Raw genomic sequence first — 16610 nt, 5'->3', positions numbered from 1 at the left:
TTCAGGCTTCTCGCGCTTCAAGCTGAGCTGGCTGGAACAATTTATACCGGGTATTTCTCAATGTTACAAAATGCTTCGTCACGCCTTATCAGGCCGACTTCGGCAAACACTTGACGTACGAGCTACGCACAGCGGCCTCTGAGGCCGCTAGAAGGCAAATGGCCGCTTGGGCCAAGTCGTTGGGTAACACGCGCAGAAATATCTCCGCCGCCAGGACTGCCGCTATCAACTGTGGCATTGAAAATTTGAGCTGGAATGAAATGAGCATCCTTTGCAGCACCATTTTCAGCCTGCCGCTTACACAAGGCATCAGCGGATGCTTGGCACCCGTAATGGCCTGAACTGATCGACCTTGTACTCAACGCTAGCCGACAGGCGGAAGACGTGTAATGTTATTGGAGAGACAACATCGTGCTGCTCAGACGCGAATGAACAGCGCTATCTGGAAATGGCGGAGAAAGATGCGCGGCTCAATCTGTTCCCTCAGTCACGTCGAATTGCCCACAACACCCACGATGTATTTTTAACGTTCCTGTTCTGCGACGCCTATGCACTGTCGACTCTGTTTGAGCCACGCAAGCCCTTGATTGCCGCCTATCAGGGGCTTCTGGATAACTGGAAGACCCAGGACCAGAACACTTTTGCGCACCACATGAGGCAGGCCGCTGAATTCCATATCAGTCGGAGTAAATACAGCACTGGTTCGAAATCTTACGAATTCGACTATGACTTTGATCGCGTCTTCCCGATCGAGTTACTGGCAGTCCTTGCGCTACGACGTCGGGGCAACCTTTCGGACTTTCCAACGGGGCACGTGCTGATTGATGGGCCGTGGTCGGTGCTAAAAGATCTGCCTTGCGCTGAGCCTCACTCTCTCATCGCGGCTGTTCTGAAACGCATAAAGAGTGACTATCCGCAATTTCTCTGACCGAAGACTCGGCAGACTCCAGCAAGAGAAGCTCAAATGACTACTAGGCAATTCTATTCACTGACGTGGAGCGTTAGTCTCAGTCCCCCAAAACGCTCTATAGGTGAACTCCGGCAACGTATTCGCGAGCTCCGGTCGACCTATTTTGATCATGCCGTTAGTTCGCCGAGAGCTCGCGTTACAGACGAAATCATAGGGCCGCTCCATCACGCTGCGGGCAACCGGCGCCCACTGACTGCTCGTTGGTTCTTGGGTGATCTCACCCGAAGGCATTTGAGCATTCGCGGCCTCTACACGGTACCGGCCAGCCTTACACTGAAAGGAAATCGTGTACATGGCGTAAAGAGGCTTGTCCTTGTCTTCAAAAACATAAACAACAACCACTGAGCGAGTGGGTTCAGCACCTGATTTCGAAGGAGTATCCGCGACGGAAAGAGCATCGGCATAAATGACTTGCCGTTTCGGCTTATCCCCACTTCCAAAGATTAACCACCAGTCAGGCTGTGCGGCAAAAGCCATACTTGGGGCGATGACGAGCGGGGACAGTACGGCGAGCACCAAAGCAAATCTATGCACCAGCGTTTACTCCCGGAGTTGCTGACAATAAGAACTGAACTGACGTTAATGATCGCACACCCTCTTTAGCGTTCAATAGCACACCTGTACTATTCAACACGACAAGTCCGGAACCTGGGTGGGGTCTGGAAATTTCACTACAGGAATTGAAAAGTATGCTCAAAAACCTATTCAACAGCCTTTTCAATCGCCCGCTGACAAAAGAGCAGTTCGCTGAATACCTCATCGCCGCCGCCCGCGAACAAGGCTTTACCGGCCCTATCGAATACCGCCCGGAAGAATTCAGAATCGAGCATGGCGATAACAGCTACCTGAATCTTCACAATGCGTTTGACGAGTATCAGAACGCTGATAAAACCGAAAAGCCTCAAATAGTGGCCAGGTATGTGATGGTGTTTATCCATGCCAGCTCCGCCCCCTCAGCATCGTCCCGGACTTTCGAAGACACCAGAGCCCTGTTGCGGCCGGTTATTCGTAACCTGGCGACGTATGAGGAAATTCGCCTGAATCAGGTCCGCACTAAAGGCTGGGAAGCCCCGTTCGAAATAGCCCAGCGGGCCTTTGGCAAAGATTGCGCTGTACTGCTCGCCGTCGATTACCCCGATTCGCTATCAACCTTGTTCAACGGTATACCTGATGAATGGGGTATCACGCTGGACGAAGCATTATCGATTGCAATTCGAAACCTGCGTGAGGACACCGAAGACTGCTTCGAAGAGGTTGCGCCGGGACTTCATGTCGGTCGCTGGAATGACGGTTATGACATCAGTCGGGTACTGCTGCCTGACGTGTTGCAGCGAATCCCCTTGCAGGGACAGCCCGTTTTCATGATGCCAACCCGCGATGTTTTGATGGTGGCCGGCGCCAAGGATGAGCACGGAATTCGCCACATGATCGAGGTCTGCTTCCAGGTGATCGAAACCGGATGCGCCGTTTCCAGCCAGCTGTATACGTATCAGGACGAAAAGGTCGTCACGTACTTGCCTCAGGATCAGGACAGCCAGGCCCGTCTCGCCACACTGGAACGCATGCTCCTTCAGGGTGAATACGATTCACAAAAGACGCTTCTTGATGCGCTCCATGAGGAACAACAGGAGGATGTGTTCGTTGCGTCTTACTTGCTCTACAAATCGGACGAGTCCAGCGAAAGCACTTTTTCCATCTGTGGCTGGGCAGAAAACGTCATCACGCTGCTTCCCAAAACAGACCGGGTTTCGCTTGTTCAACCTCTGCAGGATGGAACAACCCATACGCGCATTGTGGAATGGGACGAACTTGAACGCCGGTTCGGCAAGTTGATGAAGCCCGTGGTGCTCTACCCGGTCAGGTACCGGGTCGACGGGTTCCCGACGGCCGAACAGCTCAGCGAACTACCGTAAATGATCAGGCCACCAGCACTTCAAACCACTGCCACGGGGTCAGCTTCGTCACCATCATCAGCACCACGATGAACACGCCGAAACAACCGCAAACGCCCATCCAGAACCATTTCTGATAGAGGGTGTGGTATCGATCATCCAGTAACAGGCCCTGTTCAACCGCGCTCAATGCCAGCCCATGCATCCGCTTTTGCAGGACAAGGACGCCAATGAAGATCGCCACCGAAGTCATCAACCAGGGTGAAGTCAACGGCAACCCCGCAAGCATCACCAGCAGGTAGCCCGTGGGCGTTGTAATCCAGATATCGAAACGCACCACCATCGCACAGACATGAGCGATGACTTGCGAGTTGCGAGTGCGACTGGCAGCGATCAGATAAAGCATCGATCAACCCTGCTCATCCGAGAAGCGTACGGCCAGCTATATATTCTGCGGATCGTTCATAGCTGCCAGATACTCTTCAACGCTGACCTCCCCCACACAGGGTCGAGCGCCTGGCTGCGGACGATACTGCTGAGCGACTTTCGCCACCAGCGCAACCGCAGCGCAACTGGGTATTTCCGGACCTTTGTCGTTGTGCGCCGTTAGCTACGCATTCATAGTCAGGGCTTTACCGTCCACGCCAACACCCTTCACATCAATGCACATCGCACTGAGACCGTCACCGAACCGCTCGAACAACGTTCCCCAGCGATGCAGTCGTGCGGCACATCCCATCCCAGCCCTGCGCGCAAGGAGGCTGCCAACAGGTAATTGGCTACGCCCCCAAGCTTGAGGCCCGAGCCTGCTTTAAAACTCAGGGTGTGCGCGCCATAACGGCTGCCAAAAATGTCGATATCAGACATTCAGTATCCTTACAGAGGCGGCAAGCGAGGTGAAAGCTATTGAACAGCATGTCGAATAAAATGAAATAGTGAAAAGCTCTACGACACATGGAACTATTTACAACGCAGTCGCAAACCCAAGACCACAACCCTGAACTAAATATTACTCAGCCAGCTTACACAGAACACAATTTTTCTTAAGTTCACCACTTCCAAAAAAAGCGTCCATAAAGCCACAGTTTTCCACCTCGTAATCCACTACGATGTCTTGAGGGTCAGCGGTGACATTGACGGAGCAATACTCTCTCCACGTTTGTTGTTGGTAATGATCGGTAATTTGTAGATACCCGGCGCTCCGGTCATGAGTGGCGCCCATATATTTATTTTCCGAAAACGTACCCTTATATCGGGTCCATCCATAGACGGTGTTCGCCGGATTTTTACTATCAGGCTCTACCCAATCCGGCGGGCCGCCCATCAGGGGCGCAAGTTTTGCGATGGCCTCATTGACATCTTTCCCCCGGGCACCTTTTACACTACTAAGTTCCTGACTCGGAATCGAAGTACAACCCACCAAAAAAGACAGCAGAACGGCGACAAGCGCATGTTTTGTGGCTGCGTTTCTTAAAACTCTGACAGCGGCTGGTTGGGCGGAAAGCTCTACCGTCGGCTCAGACCTTTCATTCATCATGCTTGTCATACACTGTCTCGTTCAAAATTACTGAAATGGGTCGAATCGTGAAAAAAGCATATTCGACGCTTCGAAGTTTTTCGATAGTGCAGGTGTACTATCGGCCTCCCGATGCCACGATCCTCAGTGTGTAATGAGTGCCTATAAGCCCTATGACAATCACCAAAGGATGAGCGTCCGTTTAGATCAAAACCTGTTGAAGAACGGCTCAGTGCATTCAGTAAATGTTACCTTGCAGACTGCGCCCTGACGGCGCTCACAACTTTCCATGGCGCGAGCGCCTGCGGTTTTCTCATCTTTGCCCGTGTAGATACTGCTATTGCCGACACCTGCTGATGGAAGAGCCATTGCCACGCACTGATTGAAATACGTCATATCAACAGTACAGTCCGTAGCGCCCGACGCATTGCATTTGCCCAGCACTTCCTGCCTGGCGTCTTCTTCACTGAATTTACCGGTGGTGCTCCATACTTCATCCCGCTGGGCATAACCCGCAATTGCTCCCCATGTCTTGATCCACTCCCCTGTTGGCCTTGGCGGCGCCTCTTCTCTTGATGTACCAGCGTCAGGCCCGCACTGGGGGCTGCCTGGCGCCACACCGCTTGGACATGCCGTTTGAGCAAATGAAGACTGCGCGATCAGCAGCAGGCCAACTATAAGTAACGGGAGACGTAACATTCTGGTGGTCCTTCGGGATGTGCTCTTCATCGTTAACATGGGGATTACCGAAAGCCACAACACATACGGCAAAGGTACTGACTTCGTTGTAACCTACCTCCCCTTCGAGCCGTTGACGCCAGACCCGGCGCTGTTTTTGCAGCCACTCCTGAGCGTCGGGCAATGCTGTGCAGGACGCGACCGGATTGTCCCAGCGACTGAGGCTTGCGCGTGGATAGGCGTGGGACAGGATGGCGTCGTAACGCTGGCCCGCGTTGGCTTGTTCTACCGCTTGCTCCCAGGGCAATTTGTCGGCATCCGGTTGCGTCAAGTGATAGGTCACATTCGTGCCCACAAGGATCAGGTCGCTGGTCCACGCGGCTATACGCCGTGCCTCGGCACTCGCCGTCGGTTGCTGCTGTAGTCCTGTTTGGCGAGGCTCAGGCATATCTCAAAGTGCGGCTTGATGTACTCCGCTACGCGAAACGCGCTGCTGCAGGCCTGATCCTTGTACTGAAACGCACTTCGTAACCACCGGAAACGGCATTGTCCGGAAGCTGAAAGCGGCCTTGAGCGCCCGCCTTCGAATCAAGCTTCAGGGCCAGCGACTGCAGCGCAGTACCGGTGGCATCGAGGATGGTCACGTCAACATCGGCAGCGACTGGCGCCACTGAGTCTCGTGCATTCTTGAACTCCCGCCCGACGATCTTCTACGAGACCCAGTCTCCGGGGCGGTATAACGGCCGGTCAGTGAAAGCGAAGAGTTTGGTGTCGTAGATCTCGCTGTCGTAATAGAAATTCTCCGCAATGAAAACACCGCCCTCTTGATCTTCACCGATCAAGAATGAGCGTTCGGGGCTGACGTGTTTGAGCCTGAGTAAACACTGCGCATCAGTCGCGCCACTGCTCATGACGCCCAGGCCGTCGGTCCAGAGCACGTTGACCTTCTCGGCTGGACTGCCTTCATTTTTGCGGGCAGCCCACACCAGAAGCTCATCACCGGCAACCTTGCTCACCGCAACAGTATTGGAGACGAACACCATGATCGTGGCGCAGTACTTGCCAATCAGCGCCTCTTCCAGCAAACCATCCGGGCGGCCCAAGTGCAGTTTGTCACTGGCAATTTCGGCCATTGGCGCCTTGGGTTTGTGCATGAACCAGCACATTGCACCGGCAACACCGGCGACCACACACAGCCCGCCCAACAGCAACGGCCAGCGTCGAACATGTTTGACGACGGGCGTGCCGGTTGGCTCGGAAGTCGCAGTCCATCAAAGCTTGAATTTACCCACAAGTGTATTGAAAGAAATGGCCAGTCGGGATAGCTCCTGACTCGAAGCGTTGGTTTGGTTAGCGCCAGCGGACGTTTGGGTAGACAGATCCTGGATATTAACCAGGTTGCGGTCGACTTCACGTGCTACCTGAGCCTGTTCTTCGGCTGCGCTGGCAATCACCAGGTTGCGCTCGTTGATTTCGCTGACCCCGGCGCTGATTCGCTCCAATGCCAGGCCCGCCTCGGCTGCCAGCGACTGTGTACTTTGAGCCATCGACTGGCTTTTGCCCATCGATTGCACAGCCTCGTCAGCGCCTGCGCGCACTACCTTGATCATCGCTTCGATTTCACCCGTGGAGGCTTGGGTGCGGTGGGCCAAGGCCCGGACTTCGTCGGCGACGACCGCAAAGCCTCGACCCTGTTCACCGGCACGAGCGGCTTCGATTGCGGCATTGAGCGCCAATAGATTGGTCTGCTCAGCGATACCACGGATCACGTCCAACACCTTGGTGATGTCACGAATCTGACCGGCCAGGGTTTCGACACGCTGCGTGGAATCATTGATGTCCCCAGCCATGGTGTTCATCGCCATTACCGTCTGCTGCACTTGATACTGGCCTTTGCTCGCATCTTCTGCAGTCTGGCTCGACACTTGGGAAGTACTGACGGCATTACGCGCAACCTCTTCCACTGCGGCAGTCATCTCGTTTACCGCGGTCGCGGCTTGCTGGATCTCATCATTCTGACGAACCAGCCCACGTGTGCTGTCTTCGGTCACTGCGGTCAACTCTTCAGCAGCTGAGGCCAACTGATCGGATGCGTCCGCGATCTGCTGCACGGTGCCTTTGAGGTCTTTTTGCATGCTGGACAGCGCTTTGAGCAGTTGTCCGGTTTCATCCTCACTGTTCGAGGTGATCTCTTGGGTAAGGTCGCCCTGAGCGATCCGAGTGGCACTGTTCACGGACTGATAGAGCGGTCGGGTAATCATGCGCGTGACCACCAGTCCCAGAGTGATGGCGGCAGCGGCTGCCACAAGTCCGCCGATAATCAGAGCCCAGGTGACTTGATGGTTGGTATCGTTTCCTGCTTTGGCAACGTCAAGCGCTTGCCGGGCATTGGACTCGATCATGATATTCACTTCACCAACGGTCTTGCGATATGCCGGGGTTGCGCTGGAATCAGCAAGCCTGACGGCCTGGTCGACGTCGCCACTTTTCAACAGAGAAAAGATGTTTTCTGCGGCTGCGACGTACGCGGGCCAGTCCCGCTCGAATTCATTACCTGCCGCGCGCTCGTCAGCTTCCAGAGGAGTGGCGCGATAGATTTTGAATTGTTGCTCAGCCTCTGCTTGGTTATCCTTGAAAGACAAAACGACCGCGTTAATGTCTTCCGGGGCTGCTTTGCGCAAAGCCAGGTTGATGGCTCGGAACATGTCCCGGTGAGTGGCAATCACGTTGGCTTTAACCGAGTCGGTCTTTTGGATCGAGACCAGGTTGTTGCTGACCGTGCTCTGCAAAAGGCTATAGATGGTTGAGACCCCGCTGTACCCCAGCGCCGCAACACCGACAGTGATGACCGTGCATAGACCAAAAGCAAACAGCAGCTTGGATTTGAGTTTCAGATTGATGAGCAGGGACATGGGGATTACTCAGGCTCGTCGTTGTTGGAGTCGAGGGTTTCGAGCACTAGGAACCTCTCTATCAGTATTATCGACTGGACAGGTGCAAACTTTATTGATGTGCCAGTGCTTCTGGTGGGCTTGCGGTGAGAAAAAGAGTGAATAAACACGTGCGGACGTAATGCACTGTTTTTTCAAGAATAAATTGAAGTTCTGCTACCGCTTTTCTCTGAACAGTCGCTTTGGCGAGGCGGCTTTTGAAATTAGTAGGTCGTTTGCTTAGTGGGCTCACCCTTTTTAGAGCATGAAGGCGGGTTGGTCATGCCCAGGGTCAGAATGTTGCCACCGTTAATGATGCAAACGAATTCTTTTTTATCGTTTGTTTTAAAATTGGCGTAGGTGTTAGTTCCATCGGTACGACGATTGACGAGAGTCAAGTCTTCTGGCGAGTAACCCAACGCACCAGCGCCAATCGATTTGACCTTTTCGTCATCCAGCACATTGGTTTTGCTGGCGATGATATTGCAGCCAGCCAGACTTGAAAAGATAAAAAGCGATAATGCGATTTTTTTGAACATGCTGTTTCGTCTCCAGACCGGTTGCGATAAAGACCAAACGATACCCGCTGCCAGTTCGTTAAAAAATAGTACACATGTGCTATCCCAGGAGATAAAAATTAAGACGCGTCGAAGAAAAATCCGGGAGGTATGTATAAAAACCTATACGGTCACCTCCCGGCGCGCTATCGGGTGCTTACTTATTCAACTCAATGGGCGAGCCAGGAGTCCACAACGTCTGCACCATATTTGGCTTTCCACTCTTTAAGGGTGCGATGATTGCCCCCTTTCGTTTCAACAACCTCCCCGGTTTCAGGATTCTTGAATACCTTGATCACTCGAGCTTTACGGGTTTTACGCGCAGTGACGGGATTGTCATTCGTCAATAGGGGAGCGGCAGCGTGGGGATCAAGCACCGCCACCACATTTTTCAGGCTGAAACCGTAATCAGCCAACAGGTTGCGCAATCTGGTTTCGAATTCGATCTCTTTCTTCAGCCCTTCATCGCTTTTCAGCGCTTCCAGCTCTTTGAGCTGCTCGGCCAATTTTCTTTCCAGCAAACGAAACTCTGCAAGCTTGGACATGTATAACTCCATCACGTATTGGAGGTTGGAATGGGCGGGCGAACCGAAGTGTCCTGTTCGCTCGCGGAAAAGCATTCAATGTTGCGCCAGGTAGCGATGTTATCCAGACCAGCTTCTCTACTGGTTTTTATACAAACGGCATTTATCAGCAGAAAATATCGGATGACCACCTCGCCGACATCGATTTGCTCAAAAATACGTTGCGTGTCTGCATCCGGAATATCGGACCAGGCATTCCAGCCAGAACTGCCTTCAGCGCAATCCTTGATACCGGGCTTGCACGTCAAAATCAGCTTCGGCTTCCGGTCAACAATATCTGCCAGAGCAAGGGTCTGATACAGGTCCCCGCTAGCCCGGTCCTGAGAAAGACTGCAGACGCGGTTCTTATTCTGATGAAAGCGAGTCCCGAAACATCCGTAAGCATAGGCATCCGCTTGCGGCACAAACTCGCAGGAGACGTTACTTCCCGCGTAACGCCCGCCTGTAAATCCTGCATCAAACTTACTTTGATCAATAGCTCGCTTAACCAGCTCAGGTTTCGGCGATGCCTGATCTGAAATCCGACCCAATTGCCGGGTACGATCCTGGATAGCTTTCAGCACAATATTGCTCTGCGCCTGCCGTATGTATGGCTCACCTGTCCGTGCATCAATACTGTCACGGAGTCAGCAGTGAGCAGACGGGAATCGGCACATATCAAATATTCAATTTCGGCTGATGTCTTGACACAATCCTGGATCGCACCGAGTCCCACATCAGGACGATGACAATTCCAATGGCGATCCCTGCCCCGTGCAGGGCTGCACTTCGAAAGACTTTTCTAACGTTAAGCGCAAGTGGCAACTCCATGGACAGCCCCTTCATGGATTCTGATCGTTCTCGCCTGTCGCAAGTCGCGTTTAGTGGTCGACTTCGAAAATGTGTAACCAACGACGGCAATTAATTCATTCATGCCGGACCGTTTTCAATAGCACATATGTGCTATTTGTTCGTGTACGCCCTGGGTATAACATTTTATCAATGCTCATCATGCGCATCGCGATCTGTTAGTTATCTTAAGAATGTTTTATGCACCAACGCTTGCTGACTATTCTGACTCTTGCTGTAAGTGCGATCACTGCTTTCCAGGCTCAGGCAAGTGATGATGACTCCTGCGCAACGACCTAGCCGGTCAACACTCATCAATTCAGCGTTTGCAGCAACTTTCCTTTTCTTAGCCCCAGCAATGACAGCACCGCCAACTTGCGCCTGTTACTGGCAGACTTCGGCAAGCTGCCGCTAACACCTGTTCCGCTGAGCAAAGATGATATCCCGGAAGGTTATGTTGAGGTACCGTTTGCCCACTATCGCCTTCAGCCCGCGCCAGACGCTGTAGAATCGGATGCTTCCGAGAGCAAAAAATCCAGAGCCTTGATCCATTGCTGACAAGCCTGGGAATCAAGTGCGAACAGGCGAAGGTTACCAGGTCGACTCTGATCGACGGTGAAGGCAGTCGTTGCCGGAGCAACAATGAACAGGCTGCCACCGACTTCATTTCCCAAAGCCAAAGGTTTTCCAATAGTACAGGTGTAGTATTTCTAATTCGTCGAAAGGCACTCTATTGTGTCGATCAATATAGAAATAGGCAGACAGATGAAAAAAAGGATTGGTCTGTGCGTTACAAGCGCCCTTCTCCTTGCCTTTACCCTGCACGCGAATGCTGGAGCCGACGATATTCCGCCCGGCTATTCCGATTTTGGGTTTGCCGAGCGCTGCGACGATGAAAGTGCAAAGTTGACCACGCTCGAAGATATCGCCTGTTCCAGTGCCAGCCTGCGAGCTCAGGAAACCAAAATGCTGAATCTGGTCGACGACGTGAGGGCAGAAACCAAGGGAGTCGATGGTGAGACCGGCAAGGCGCTGGACCCCATGGGCGCACAGCAGAAAAAGTGGCGTGATGCCTTGGCCCGCACGTGCAAGGATGCCGTCTGCCTCTATGTAGCTTACGCAGCACGCATCGCAGCAATCCACAAAGAATGGTCGGAGGCGCTGTGATGAATACACTTGCTCACTGGCGAACCCGCGCAAACGCCCTGCTGGCAGTTTCGATTATTTCCACCGCGACGTTGCAAAGCCCGGTGTCCCCTCCCTGCTCACCCATACCCAGAGGATTATATGCAATCTTTCTTCTCTAAAACATTTGGTGGCCTTACCCCTAGTTACTATACTCGGCAGCTCATATTTGGGGCGCTGATTACCGCGGGAATCCTTTGGGTACTGTCGAGCTCAACTAAAGGAATGTCAGCCAATCCTGGTATGATTGCCTTGCTTTTTTTCAATACGTTGCTTTACCCCTATTCGCGCTTTCTCTACGAACGCGTGGTTGGATTTATAATGGGCGGGAATATATTTTTTGTAAATGCGGCATTTATGCTGGCAGCAAAAGTGATAACGATGTCGATGTGCTGGTCCTTCGCAATCTTCATCGCTCCCGTGGGGCTCGCCTATCTATATTGGCACAACAGCCGACAAACTATGCTTTAGCTGACATCGACTTTTCAAGCTTAGTTTTTTGCTTCATGTTCTATTTAGATTTTTAGATTGAACATGAGCCAAGAACGACCTTTTTTAAACTTCATGTCTTCTTCAGAGTATTGCTGCTACCAACAGCACCTATTAACACAGGTGCGACTACTGAGGCAATGGCCAATGGTACGTAGGTCCGTAACCGGCGTGCGGCGGTGAGTGAACCCACTGAAAAGCTGGATACAAACAGCTTGTGGTTATCGGCTGGCCATAGTCGCTTGAGGATTGGCATGACGACTCCCGCTGTCTCGATGTCGTCGCCAATGGTGGGCTTGAGTTCGACCTGTAGCCCCAGGTTCAGGCGCAAGGCGCAGGCCACGATCTCCTCGAAAGTCGGGATCTGCAGAACTGCGAATTCAGGTGCGAGCCAACTGCCCGCGTCGAGTGTGCGAATGACATCCAGATCACGCAGGACCACAGCGCTGCTTCCGTTGCTAGTTTGGTCCAGCAGGTCGTCATAAATGACAATGGCTGCGCGTCGCAAGTCAGTTTCACATCTATTTAAACCTACTGGACGCCGCATTCAGCAGCTGTTTCGAGGGTTAAAAGAGTGTTTTCCTGCACATAGGCCTTGGCGCCGCGGTGAACGATCAGCGGCGAGCGGACGAAGCGAGATTGTATGGGCATAGACGGTCACTTGGCGGGTTGAGAAAAAGAGACGAACTGACGTTGACCACTCTGGATATCGAACAACAACGGGGTGGCGTTGATTGCCAGTTGAATCTGGGTACCAGGTATCAGGTGCTGGCGTCCGGCTAGACTTACAACGCAGCGGGTTCCCGCGAGTTGGCAATACAGCAGGCTATGGCTGCCCGGACTTTCCGAGGACTCCACAGTTGCCGTGACACCTTGCTGACCCAGAGTGAAGGCTTCAGGCCGCAGCCCTATCAACCATTTGCCCACATGACTGGTGGCAACGCCGAGCTTGAAAGGCAGGCGTTGGCCGTCCGCGAGTATCAGGGAGTTGTCCTCCAGGCAGTGTACGGGCAGCAGATTCATGGGAGGGGTACCGATGAAACCGGCGACAAATGTGCTGGACGGTTGATCGTAGATCTCGGCAGGCGTACCCACCTGTTCGACGCTGCCTTTGTTGAGAATCATCACTTGGTCAGCGAGCGTCATGGCTTCGGTCTGATCGTGGGTGACGTACAAGATCGTGGCACCGGTCTGCTGATGCAGATGCCGGATTAACAGACGCATCTCATGACGCAATGCGCTGTCCAGATTGCACAGAGGCTCATCGAACAGCAGCACTGGCGGCTTGCGAATCAGCGCACGCCCGATTGCCACTCGCTGGCGTTGGCCCCCCGAGAGTTCAGCGGGCTTGCGTTGTAGCAGGCCCTCCAGCCCCAGCGAGATAGCACAGGCTTGAATGCGCTGTTCTCGTTCCTTGCGTGAGACGCCCCCCAGCTTGAGCGCATAGCCTATGTTTTCGGACACGCTCATGTGTGGATAGAGCGCGTAATTCTGGAACACCATGGCGCAGCGGCGCTCCTTGGGCGGCAGCCGGGTAACGTCAAGGCCTCCCATAACAACTTGGCCCTGGTTAACACTTTCCAGGCCCGCAACCAAACGCAGCAAGGTGGACTTGCCGCAGCCGGACGGGCCGAGAATGACGCTCAATTCGCCGGCCTTGAAGGACAGGTCGAGCCCTTGAAAAACAGGCTCGGCACCATAGGCTTTGTGCAGACCTTTGAGGGCGATATCCGGAGCGCATGCAATAGGGGTGAGCGCGGTCATTTACCGACTCCAATCAGGCCCTTGACGAACCATCGCTGCATGAAAGCAATGACGAGGATAGGGGGCAGCATGCTGACCACGGCAGCGGCCATCAGCAGGTTCCATTCGGGGATTTGAGTGGCATCCGTCGGCAGGAAGCTGGCGACGCCCAGCACCAGCGTGCGCATATCCTCACGATTGGTCGCAACCAATGGCCACAGATAGTCTTTCCAGGCCCCGATGAACACCAGAGTGCCAAGTGCCGCAAAGTTAGTCTTCGACAGAGGCAACAAAATATCCACAAAGAATCGCCACGGCCCGGCGCCATCCATTCGTGCAGCTTCGGCCAGTTCTGCAGGCAGTGTCTGGTAAAACTGTCGGAACAGAAACGTACCGGTCGCGGAGGCAATAAGTGGCAGGGCAAGGCCGGGGTAGCTGTCCAGCAAGTTGATCGTCGGTATCGGCAACCACTGGATTCCCAGCCATTGCAGTACGCTGCGAAAAGGGCCGAGAAGATCGCTGGCCACGGCGTAGGTCGGGATGATGCGCACTTCCAGCGGCAGCAATAACGCACCTAAAACAGCGAAGAAAATCACTGAGGTATAACGGCTGCGAAAATACACGACCGCAAAAGCGGTCAACGCCGACAGCGTCAGCTTGCCGATCACCACCAATGTCGCGACCAGCAGGCTGTTGCCCAGCAAACGCAGCAAGTCCAGGCGCGCTGTCACTTGCTGCAGATTCACCAGCAGTTGGTCCCCGGGGACCACTGCCAGACCTTGAGTGAACAGCTGCGAATTGCTGACCGTTGCTGAGCAAACGGCCATATACAAAGGCCCCAATGCGAACACCAGGCCCAGAGTCAGTAACAGGTAGGCGCCTGCGTTGAGCAGTCGGTTGTGCTCGATCATGCTTTGGCCCCGCGGCGCTTCAGATGAGACATGAGCTTGAACTGGGCAACGCTCAACACTACGAACGCCAGCAGCATGAGGACCGAAAGTGTGGATGAGCCTGCCAGGTCCAGCCCCATGAAACCGTCGGTATAAATTTTGTAGGCCAGCACGTTGGTGGTATCGCCCGGCCCACCCTGGGTCAGGGTATGCACCAGTGCGAAACTGTTGGACAGGCTTTCCAGCAGGTCGATAACGAACACGAACAATAGATACGGCGCAATAAGGGGCAACTGGATATCGAGCATGCGCCGCAATGGGCTGGCACCGTCCAGCGCTGCGGCGGCGAGGTAGTCGTCCGGCACCGATTTCAGGCTCGCGACCAGCATCACAAAATTGAACGGTACCAGGCACCATGCATAGGCCACGATCAACAACAGCATGCTCTGCACCGGGTTGGCATAGGGTTCCCAGGTATCCGGTGCAATGGCGTTGAGCCAACCAAAAATACCCATCACCGGATTGGCCAACACATGAAAGACGATACCGATGGTGGCGCCCGATACCGCGTATGGCCAGATCAGTAGATTGCGAAAAATAGCGGTGCCGCGCAATTTCAGCTCCAGGCATAAGGCCAACACCAGCGCAATGAGAATCGAAAGCACCACGCTCGAGAGACTGAAGACCACCGTCGAGCCCAGCGATGCGAGGACGCCGGGGTCTTTCAAAACGCGCCAGTAATTGCTCAAGCCGACAAAAATATTCTCACCTCCGAAGGGCGGTACCAGATGAAACGACCACCAGAGTGCCTTGACTGCAGGCCAATAAAAAAACAGCCCGAGCGCCAACAGTTGCGGCAGGGCAAACAGCAGCGCCAGACGCGGTTGTGGAAAATGCGCGCCGGATTTCATGGCGTAGCCTCGTGAGTCGGGTCGTTGGCCTGAGCCTGGTGCATTTGTTGAAACAGGCTCAGCAGTTCGTTGGCGCGCAGTGTTGACTGGCGCAGCGCGCTATCAACGCTTTGTCGGCCTGCCAGTGCGTTTTCCATCTCTTGCGACCAGATCAGGCGCATCTGTGTGATGAAGCCAGACCGCAAGGGCGTGGAAGGTGGCTTTTCTGCTTCATTGAGCGCAGTCAAACCTGCCGTCACCGCTGACGGCTTCTGTTCACTGGATAGTAATGTCGCAGCTGTTGCCTGAGTGACCGGCAGGTAGCCGGTCCTTGCGCTAAACACCCGTTGGTTTTCCGGTAGCAGCAAGAACGTCAGGAATTCGGAAATTAACCGATACTCTTGCTCTGAATGCCCACGCATCACCCACAGCGAAGAGCCACCGGGGACATTGGCCTTGCGAATGGAGTTGGCGTAGATCGGCAGCGGTGTGACGTCGATGTCGGATTCGAGCGAACCGTGCATGACATTCCATGCCCCGGTCGAGTCCAGCAGCATCGCGCACTCATCGCTGGCGAATGCCAGCGTCTGCTGACCGCTGCGGGTCGAATCCTCGTAGCGAACCAGTCCTTGAGCGGTCCATTGCGCAAGTTCATTCATTAGGCGCAAGTGCGTGCCTTTGTCGAACTGGTAACGATCAGCCACGTCAATACGCAGAGCAACATCCGTGCCTTGTGCCGCACTGGTCTGTTCCAGCCAGATCCAGGGTGCAAAATCAGTAGCGAGGGGGCAGGTATGGCCGCTGTTCTTCAACCCACGCAATGCAGTCGCAAACGCCTCCCAAGTGGCGGGCGGCTCGTTGATACCTGCGGCGGCCAAAGCGTTTCGATGGGTGTAAAGGACGGCAGTCGAGACGGCGAACGGCTGGGCCGCCAGAACGCCGTGACTGTCCGCGTAATAGCGTCGCAATGCGGGCAGGAAAGTGTCGCTGGAATAGGCCCTCTGGTGATCAGCCATGACGGTCTCGACAGCCTTGGTGGCGCCACCGAGCAACATGTCGGGTGTGGCGACGTCGTAAATCTCCACCAGCGTTGGGCCTAAGCCGGCCCGATAAGCCGCCACGGTTTTCTGCAGGGTCTGCTCGTAGGTTCCTTGACGGATGCAGTGGAGGCGATCACCTTCATCACGTTTGGCATTGAAGCTTTTGCACAGGTCGACGATGGCGCTACCCGGCGCGCCGCCGTGGCTATACCAGAACTCTGCTGATGCAGCCAGGGTATGGGTGGCAAGTGACAGCAGCGCCAGCATGGGTAATATTTTATGGATGAAAGGCATGAGAGCCTGGTCAATGACTTGGCAGGTCTGTTCGACCCCCAGGCTCTGGTGCTTGGTGGGCAATTGCCACCTGAATTGGGACGCCGCTGTGGTGCGTTACAAACAGCGACGATGGCTTAGCAGG

General features: G+C 54.1%; 15 protein-coding genes and 5 pseudogenes. 4 read left to right on the top strand and 16 right to left on the bottom strand.

Annotated features, from left to right (window positions below; translation table 11 throughout):
* Positions 1 to 448 precede the first annotated feature (448 nt).
* Positions 449 to 928, top strand: coding sequence for a hypothetical protein (locus KQP88_RS10025; RefSeq protein WP_216705546.1), 480 nt, complete (start codon positions 449 to 451; stop codon positions 926 to 928).
* A 57-nt stretch (positions 929 to 985) separates the two neighbouring features.
* On the opposite strand, the gene KQP88_RS10020 is transcribed toward KQP88_RS10025, so the two are convergent.
* A complete protein-coding gene (locus KQP88_RS10020; protein WP_216705545.1) occupies positions 986 to 1504 on the bottom strand; it encodes a hypothetical protein in 519 nt (172 codons plus the stop codon).
* Between the two features lie 155 nt (positions 1505 to 1659).
* Here KQP88_RS10020 and KQP88_RS10015 point away from each other — a divergent pair, with 155 nt between their 5' ends.
* Positions 1660 to 2883 (top strand): DUF1444 family protein, encoded by a 1224-nt coding sequence (locus tag KQP88_RS10015; RefSeq protein ID WP_216705544.1) that lies wholly within the window; start codon positions 1660 to 1662, stop codon positions 2881 to 2883.
* Between the two features lie 4 nt (positions 2884 to 2887).
* Here the strand turns inward: KQP88_RS10015 and KQP88_RS10010 are convergent.
* The 10 genes and pseudogenes from KQP88_RS10010 to KQP88_RS09965 form a co-directional block, all read right to left on the bottom strand.
* Positions 2888 to 3271 (bottom strand): annotated as a pseudogene (locus tag KQP88_RS10010) (DUF2269 family protein); the annotation flags it as partial.
* 33 nt (positions 3272 to 3304) lie between these two features.
* Positions 3305 to 3723: pseudogene (locus KQP88_RS10005) on the bottom strand (saccharopine dehydrogenase); the annotation flags it as partial.
* 148 nt (positions 3724 to 3871) lie between these two features.
* The gene (locus KQP88_RS10000) at positions 3872 to 4408 is read right to left on the bottom strand and encodes a hypothetical protein (protein WP_200993007.1); all 537 of its coding nucleotides are present in this window, start codon (positions 4406 to 4408) and stop codon (positions 3872 to 3874) included.
* Positions 4409 to 4585: 177 nt separating this feature from the next.
* Positions 4586 to 5077, bottom strand: a complete 492-nt coding sequence (locus KQP88_RS09995; protein ID WP_253950573.1) for a DUF4189 domain-containing protein — start codon at positions 5075 to 5077, stop codon at positions 4586 to 4588.
* A 25-nt stretch (positions 5078 to 5102) separates the two neighbouring features.
* A pseudogene (locus KQP88_RS09990) lies at positions 5103 to 5462 on the bottom strand (DUF2300 domain-containing protein); the annotation flags it as partial.
* 14 nt (positions 5463 to 5476) lie between these two features.
* Positions 5477 to 6141 (bottom strand): annotated as a pseudogene (locus KQP88_RS09985) (MG2 domain-containing protein); the annotation flags it as partial.
* 186 nt (positions 6142 to 6327) lie between these two features.
* Positions 6328 to 7968, bottom strand: coding sequence for a methyl-accepting chemotaxis protein (locus KQP88_RS09980; protein WP_216705541.1), 1641 nt, complete (start codon positions 7966 to 7968; stop codon positions 6328 to 6330).
* 242 nt (positions 7969 to 8210) lie between these two features.
* A complete protein-coding gene (locus tag KQP88_RS09975; protein ID WP_216705540.1) occupies positions 8211 to 8525 on the bottom strand; it encodes a hypothetical protein in 315 nt (104 codons plus the stop codon).
* 188 nt (positions 8526 to 8713) lie between these two features.
* Positions 8714 to 9088 carry a histone-like nucleoid-structuring protein, MvaT/MvaU family gene (locus KQP88_RS09970; RefSeq protein WP_200993011.1) on the bottom strand — a complete coding sequence of 125 codons (375 nt, stop codon included), beginning with the start codon at positions 9086 to 9088 and terminating at the stop codon, positions 8714 to 8716.
* Between the two features lie 11 nt (positions 9089 to 9099).
* Entirely contained in the window at positions 9100 to 9690 is a 591-nt protein-coding gene (locus KQP88_RS09965) for a hypothetical protein (RefSeq protein WP_216705539.1), read from the bottom strand.
* A 1000-nt stretch (positions 9691 to 10690) separates the two neighbouring features.
* Between KQP88_RS09965 and KQP88_RS09960 the strand changes: the two genes are divergently transcribed.
* Both KQP88_RS09960 and KQP88_RS09955 read left to right on the top strand, forming a co-directional pair.
* Positions 10691 to 11122: a hypothetical protein gene (locus KQP88_RS09960; protein ID WP_216705538.1), complete on the top strand. Its 432-nt coding sequence runs from the start codon at positions 10691 to 10693 to the stop codon at positions 11120 to 11122.
* Positions 11123 to 11242: 120 nt separating this feature from the next.
* Positions 11243 to 11611, top strand: a complete 369-nt coding sequence (locus KQP88_RS09955) for a hypothetical protein (protein ID WP_200993192.1) — start codon at positions 11243 to 11245, stop codon at positions 11609 to 11611.
* A 139-nt stretch (positions 11612 to 11750) separates the two neighbouring features.
* On the opposite strand, the pseudogene KQP88_RS09950 reads toward KQP88_RS09955, so the two are convergent.
* The 5 genes and pseudogenes from KQP88_RS09950 to KQP88_RS09930 form a co-directional block, all read right to left on the bottom strand.
* Positions 11751 to 12280 (bottom strand): annotated as a pseudogene (locus KQP88_RS09950) (glycerophosphodiester phosphodiesterase family protein); the annotation flags it as partial.
* Positions 12281 to 12286: 6 nt separating this feature from the next.
* On the bottom strand, positions 12287 to 13393 hold the full coding sequence (locus KQP88_RS09945) for an ABC transporter ATP-binding protein (protein WP_216705537.1): 1107 nt from the start codon (positions 13391 to 13393) through the stop codon (positions 12287 to 12289).
* Entirely contained in the window at positions 13390 to 14283 is an 894-nt protein-coding gene (locus KQP88_RS09940) for an ABC transporter permease subunit (protein WP_200993016.1), read from the bottom strand. The genes KQP88_RS09945 and KQP88_RS09940 overlap by 4 nt, the downstream gene beginning before the upstream one ends.
* Positions 14280 to 15173, bottom strand: coding sequence for a carbohydrate ABC transporter permease (locus KQP88_RS09935; RefSeq protein ID WP_216705536.1), 894 nt, complete (start codon positions 15171 to 15173; stop codon positions 14280 to 14282). The genes KQP88_RS09940 and KQP88_RS09935 overlap by 4 nt, the downstream gene beginning before the upstream one ends.
* Positions 15170 to 16486, bottom strand: coding sequence for an extracellular solute-binding protein (locus tag KQP88_RS09930; RefSeq protein WP_216705535.1), 1317 nt, complete (start codon positions 16484 to 16486; stop codon positions 15170 to 15172). The genes KQP88_RS09935 and KQP88_RS09930 overlap by 4 nt, the downstream gene beginning before the upstream one ends.
* Positions 16487 to 16610: the final 124 nt, after the last annotated feature.

The organism is Pseudomonas lijiangensis (genome assembly GCF_018968705.1).
Taxonomy (GTDB): Bacteria; Pseudomonadota; Gammaproteobacteria; order Pseudomonadales; family Pseudomonadaceae; genus Aquipseudomonas; species Aquipseudomonas lijiangensis.
The sequence above is the reverse complement of the archived record's forward strand: the minus strand, read 5'-3'. Positions and strand labels throughout refer to the sequence as shown.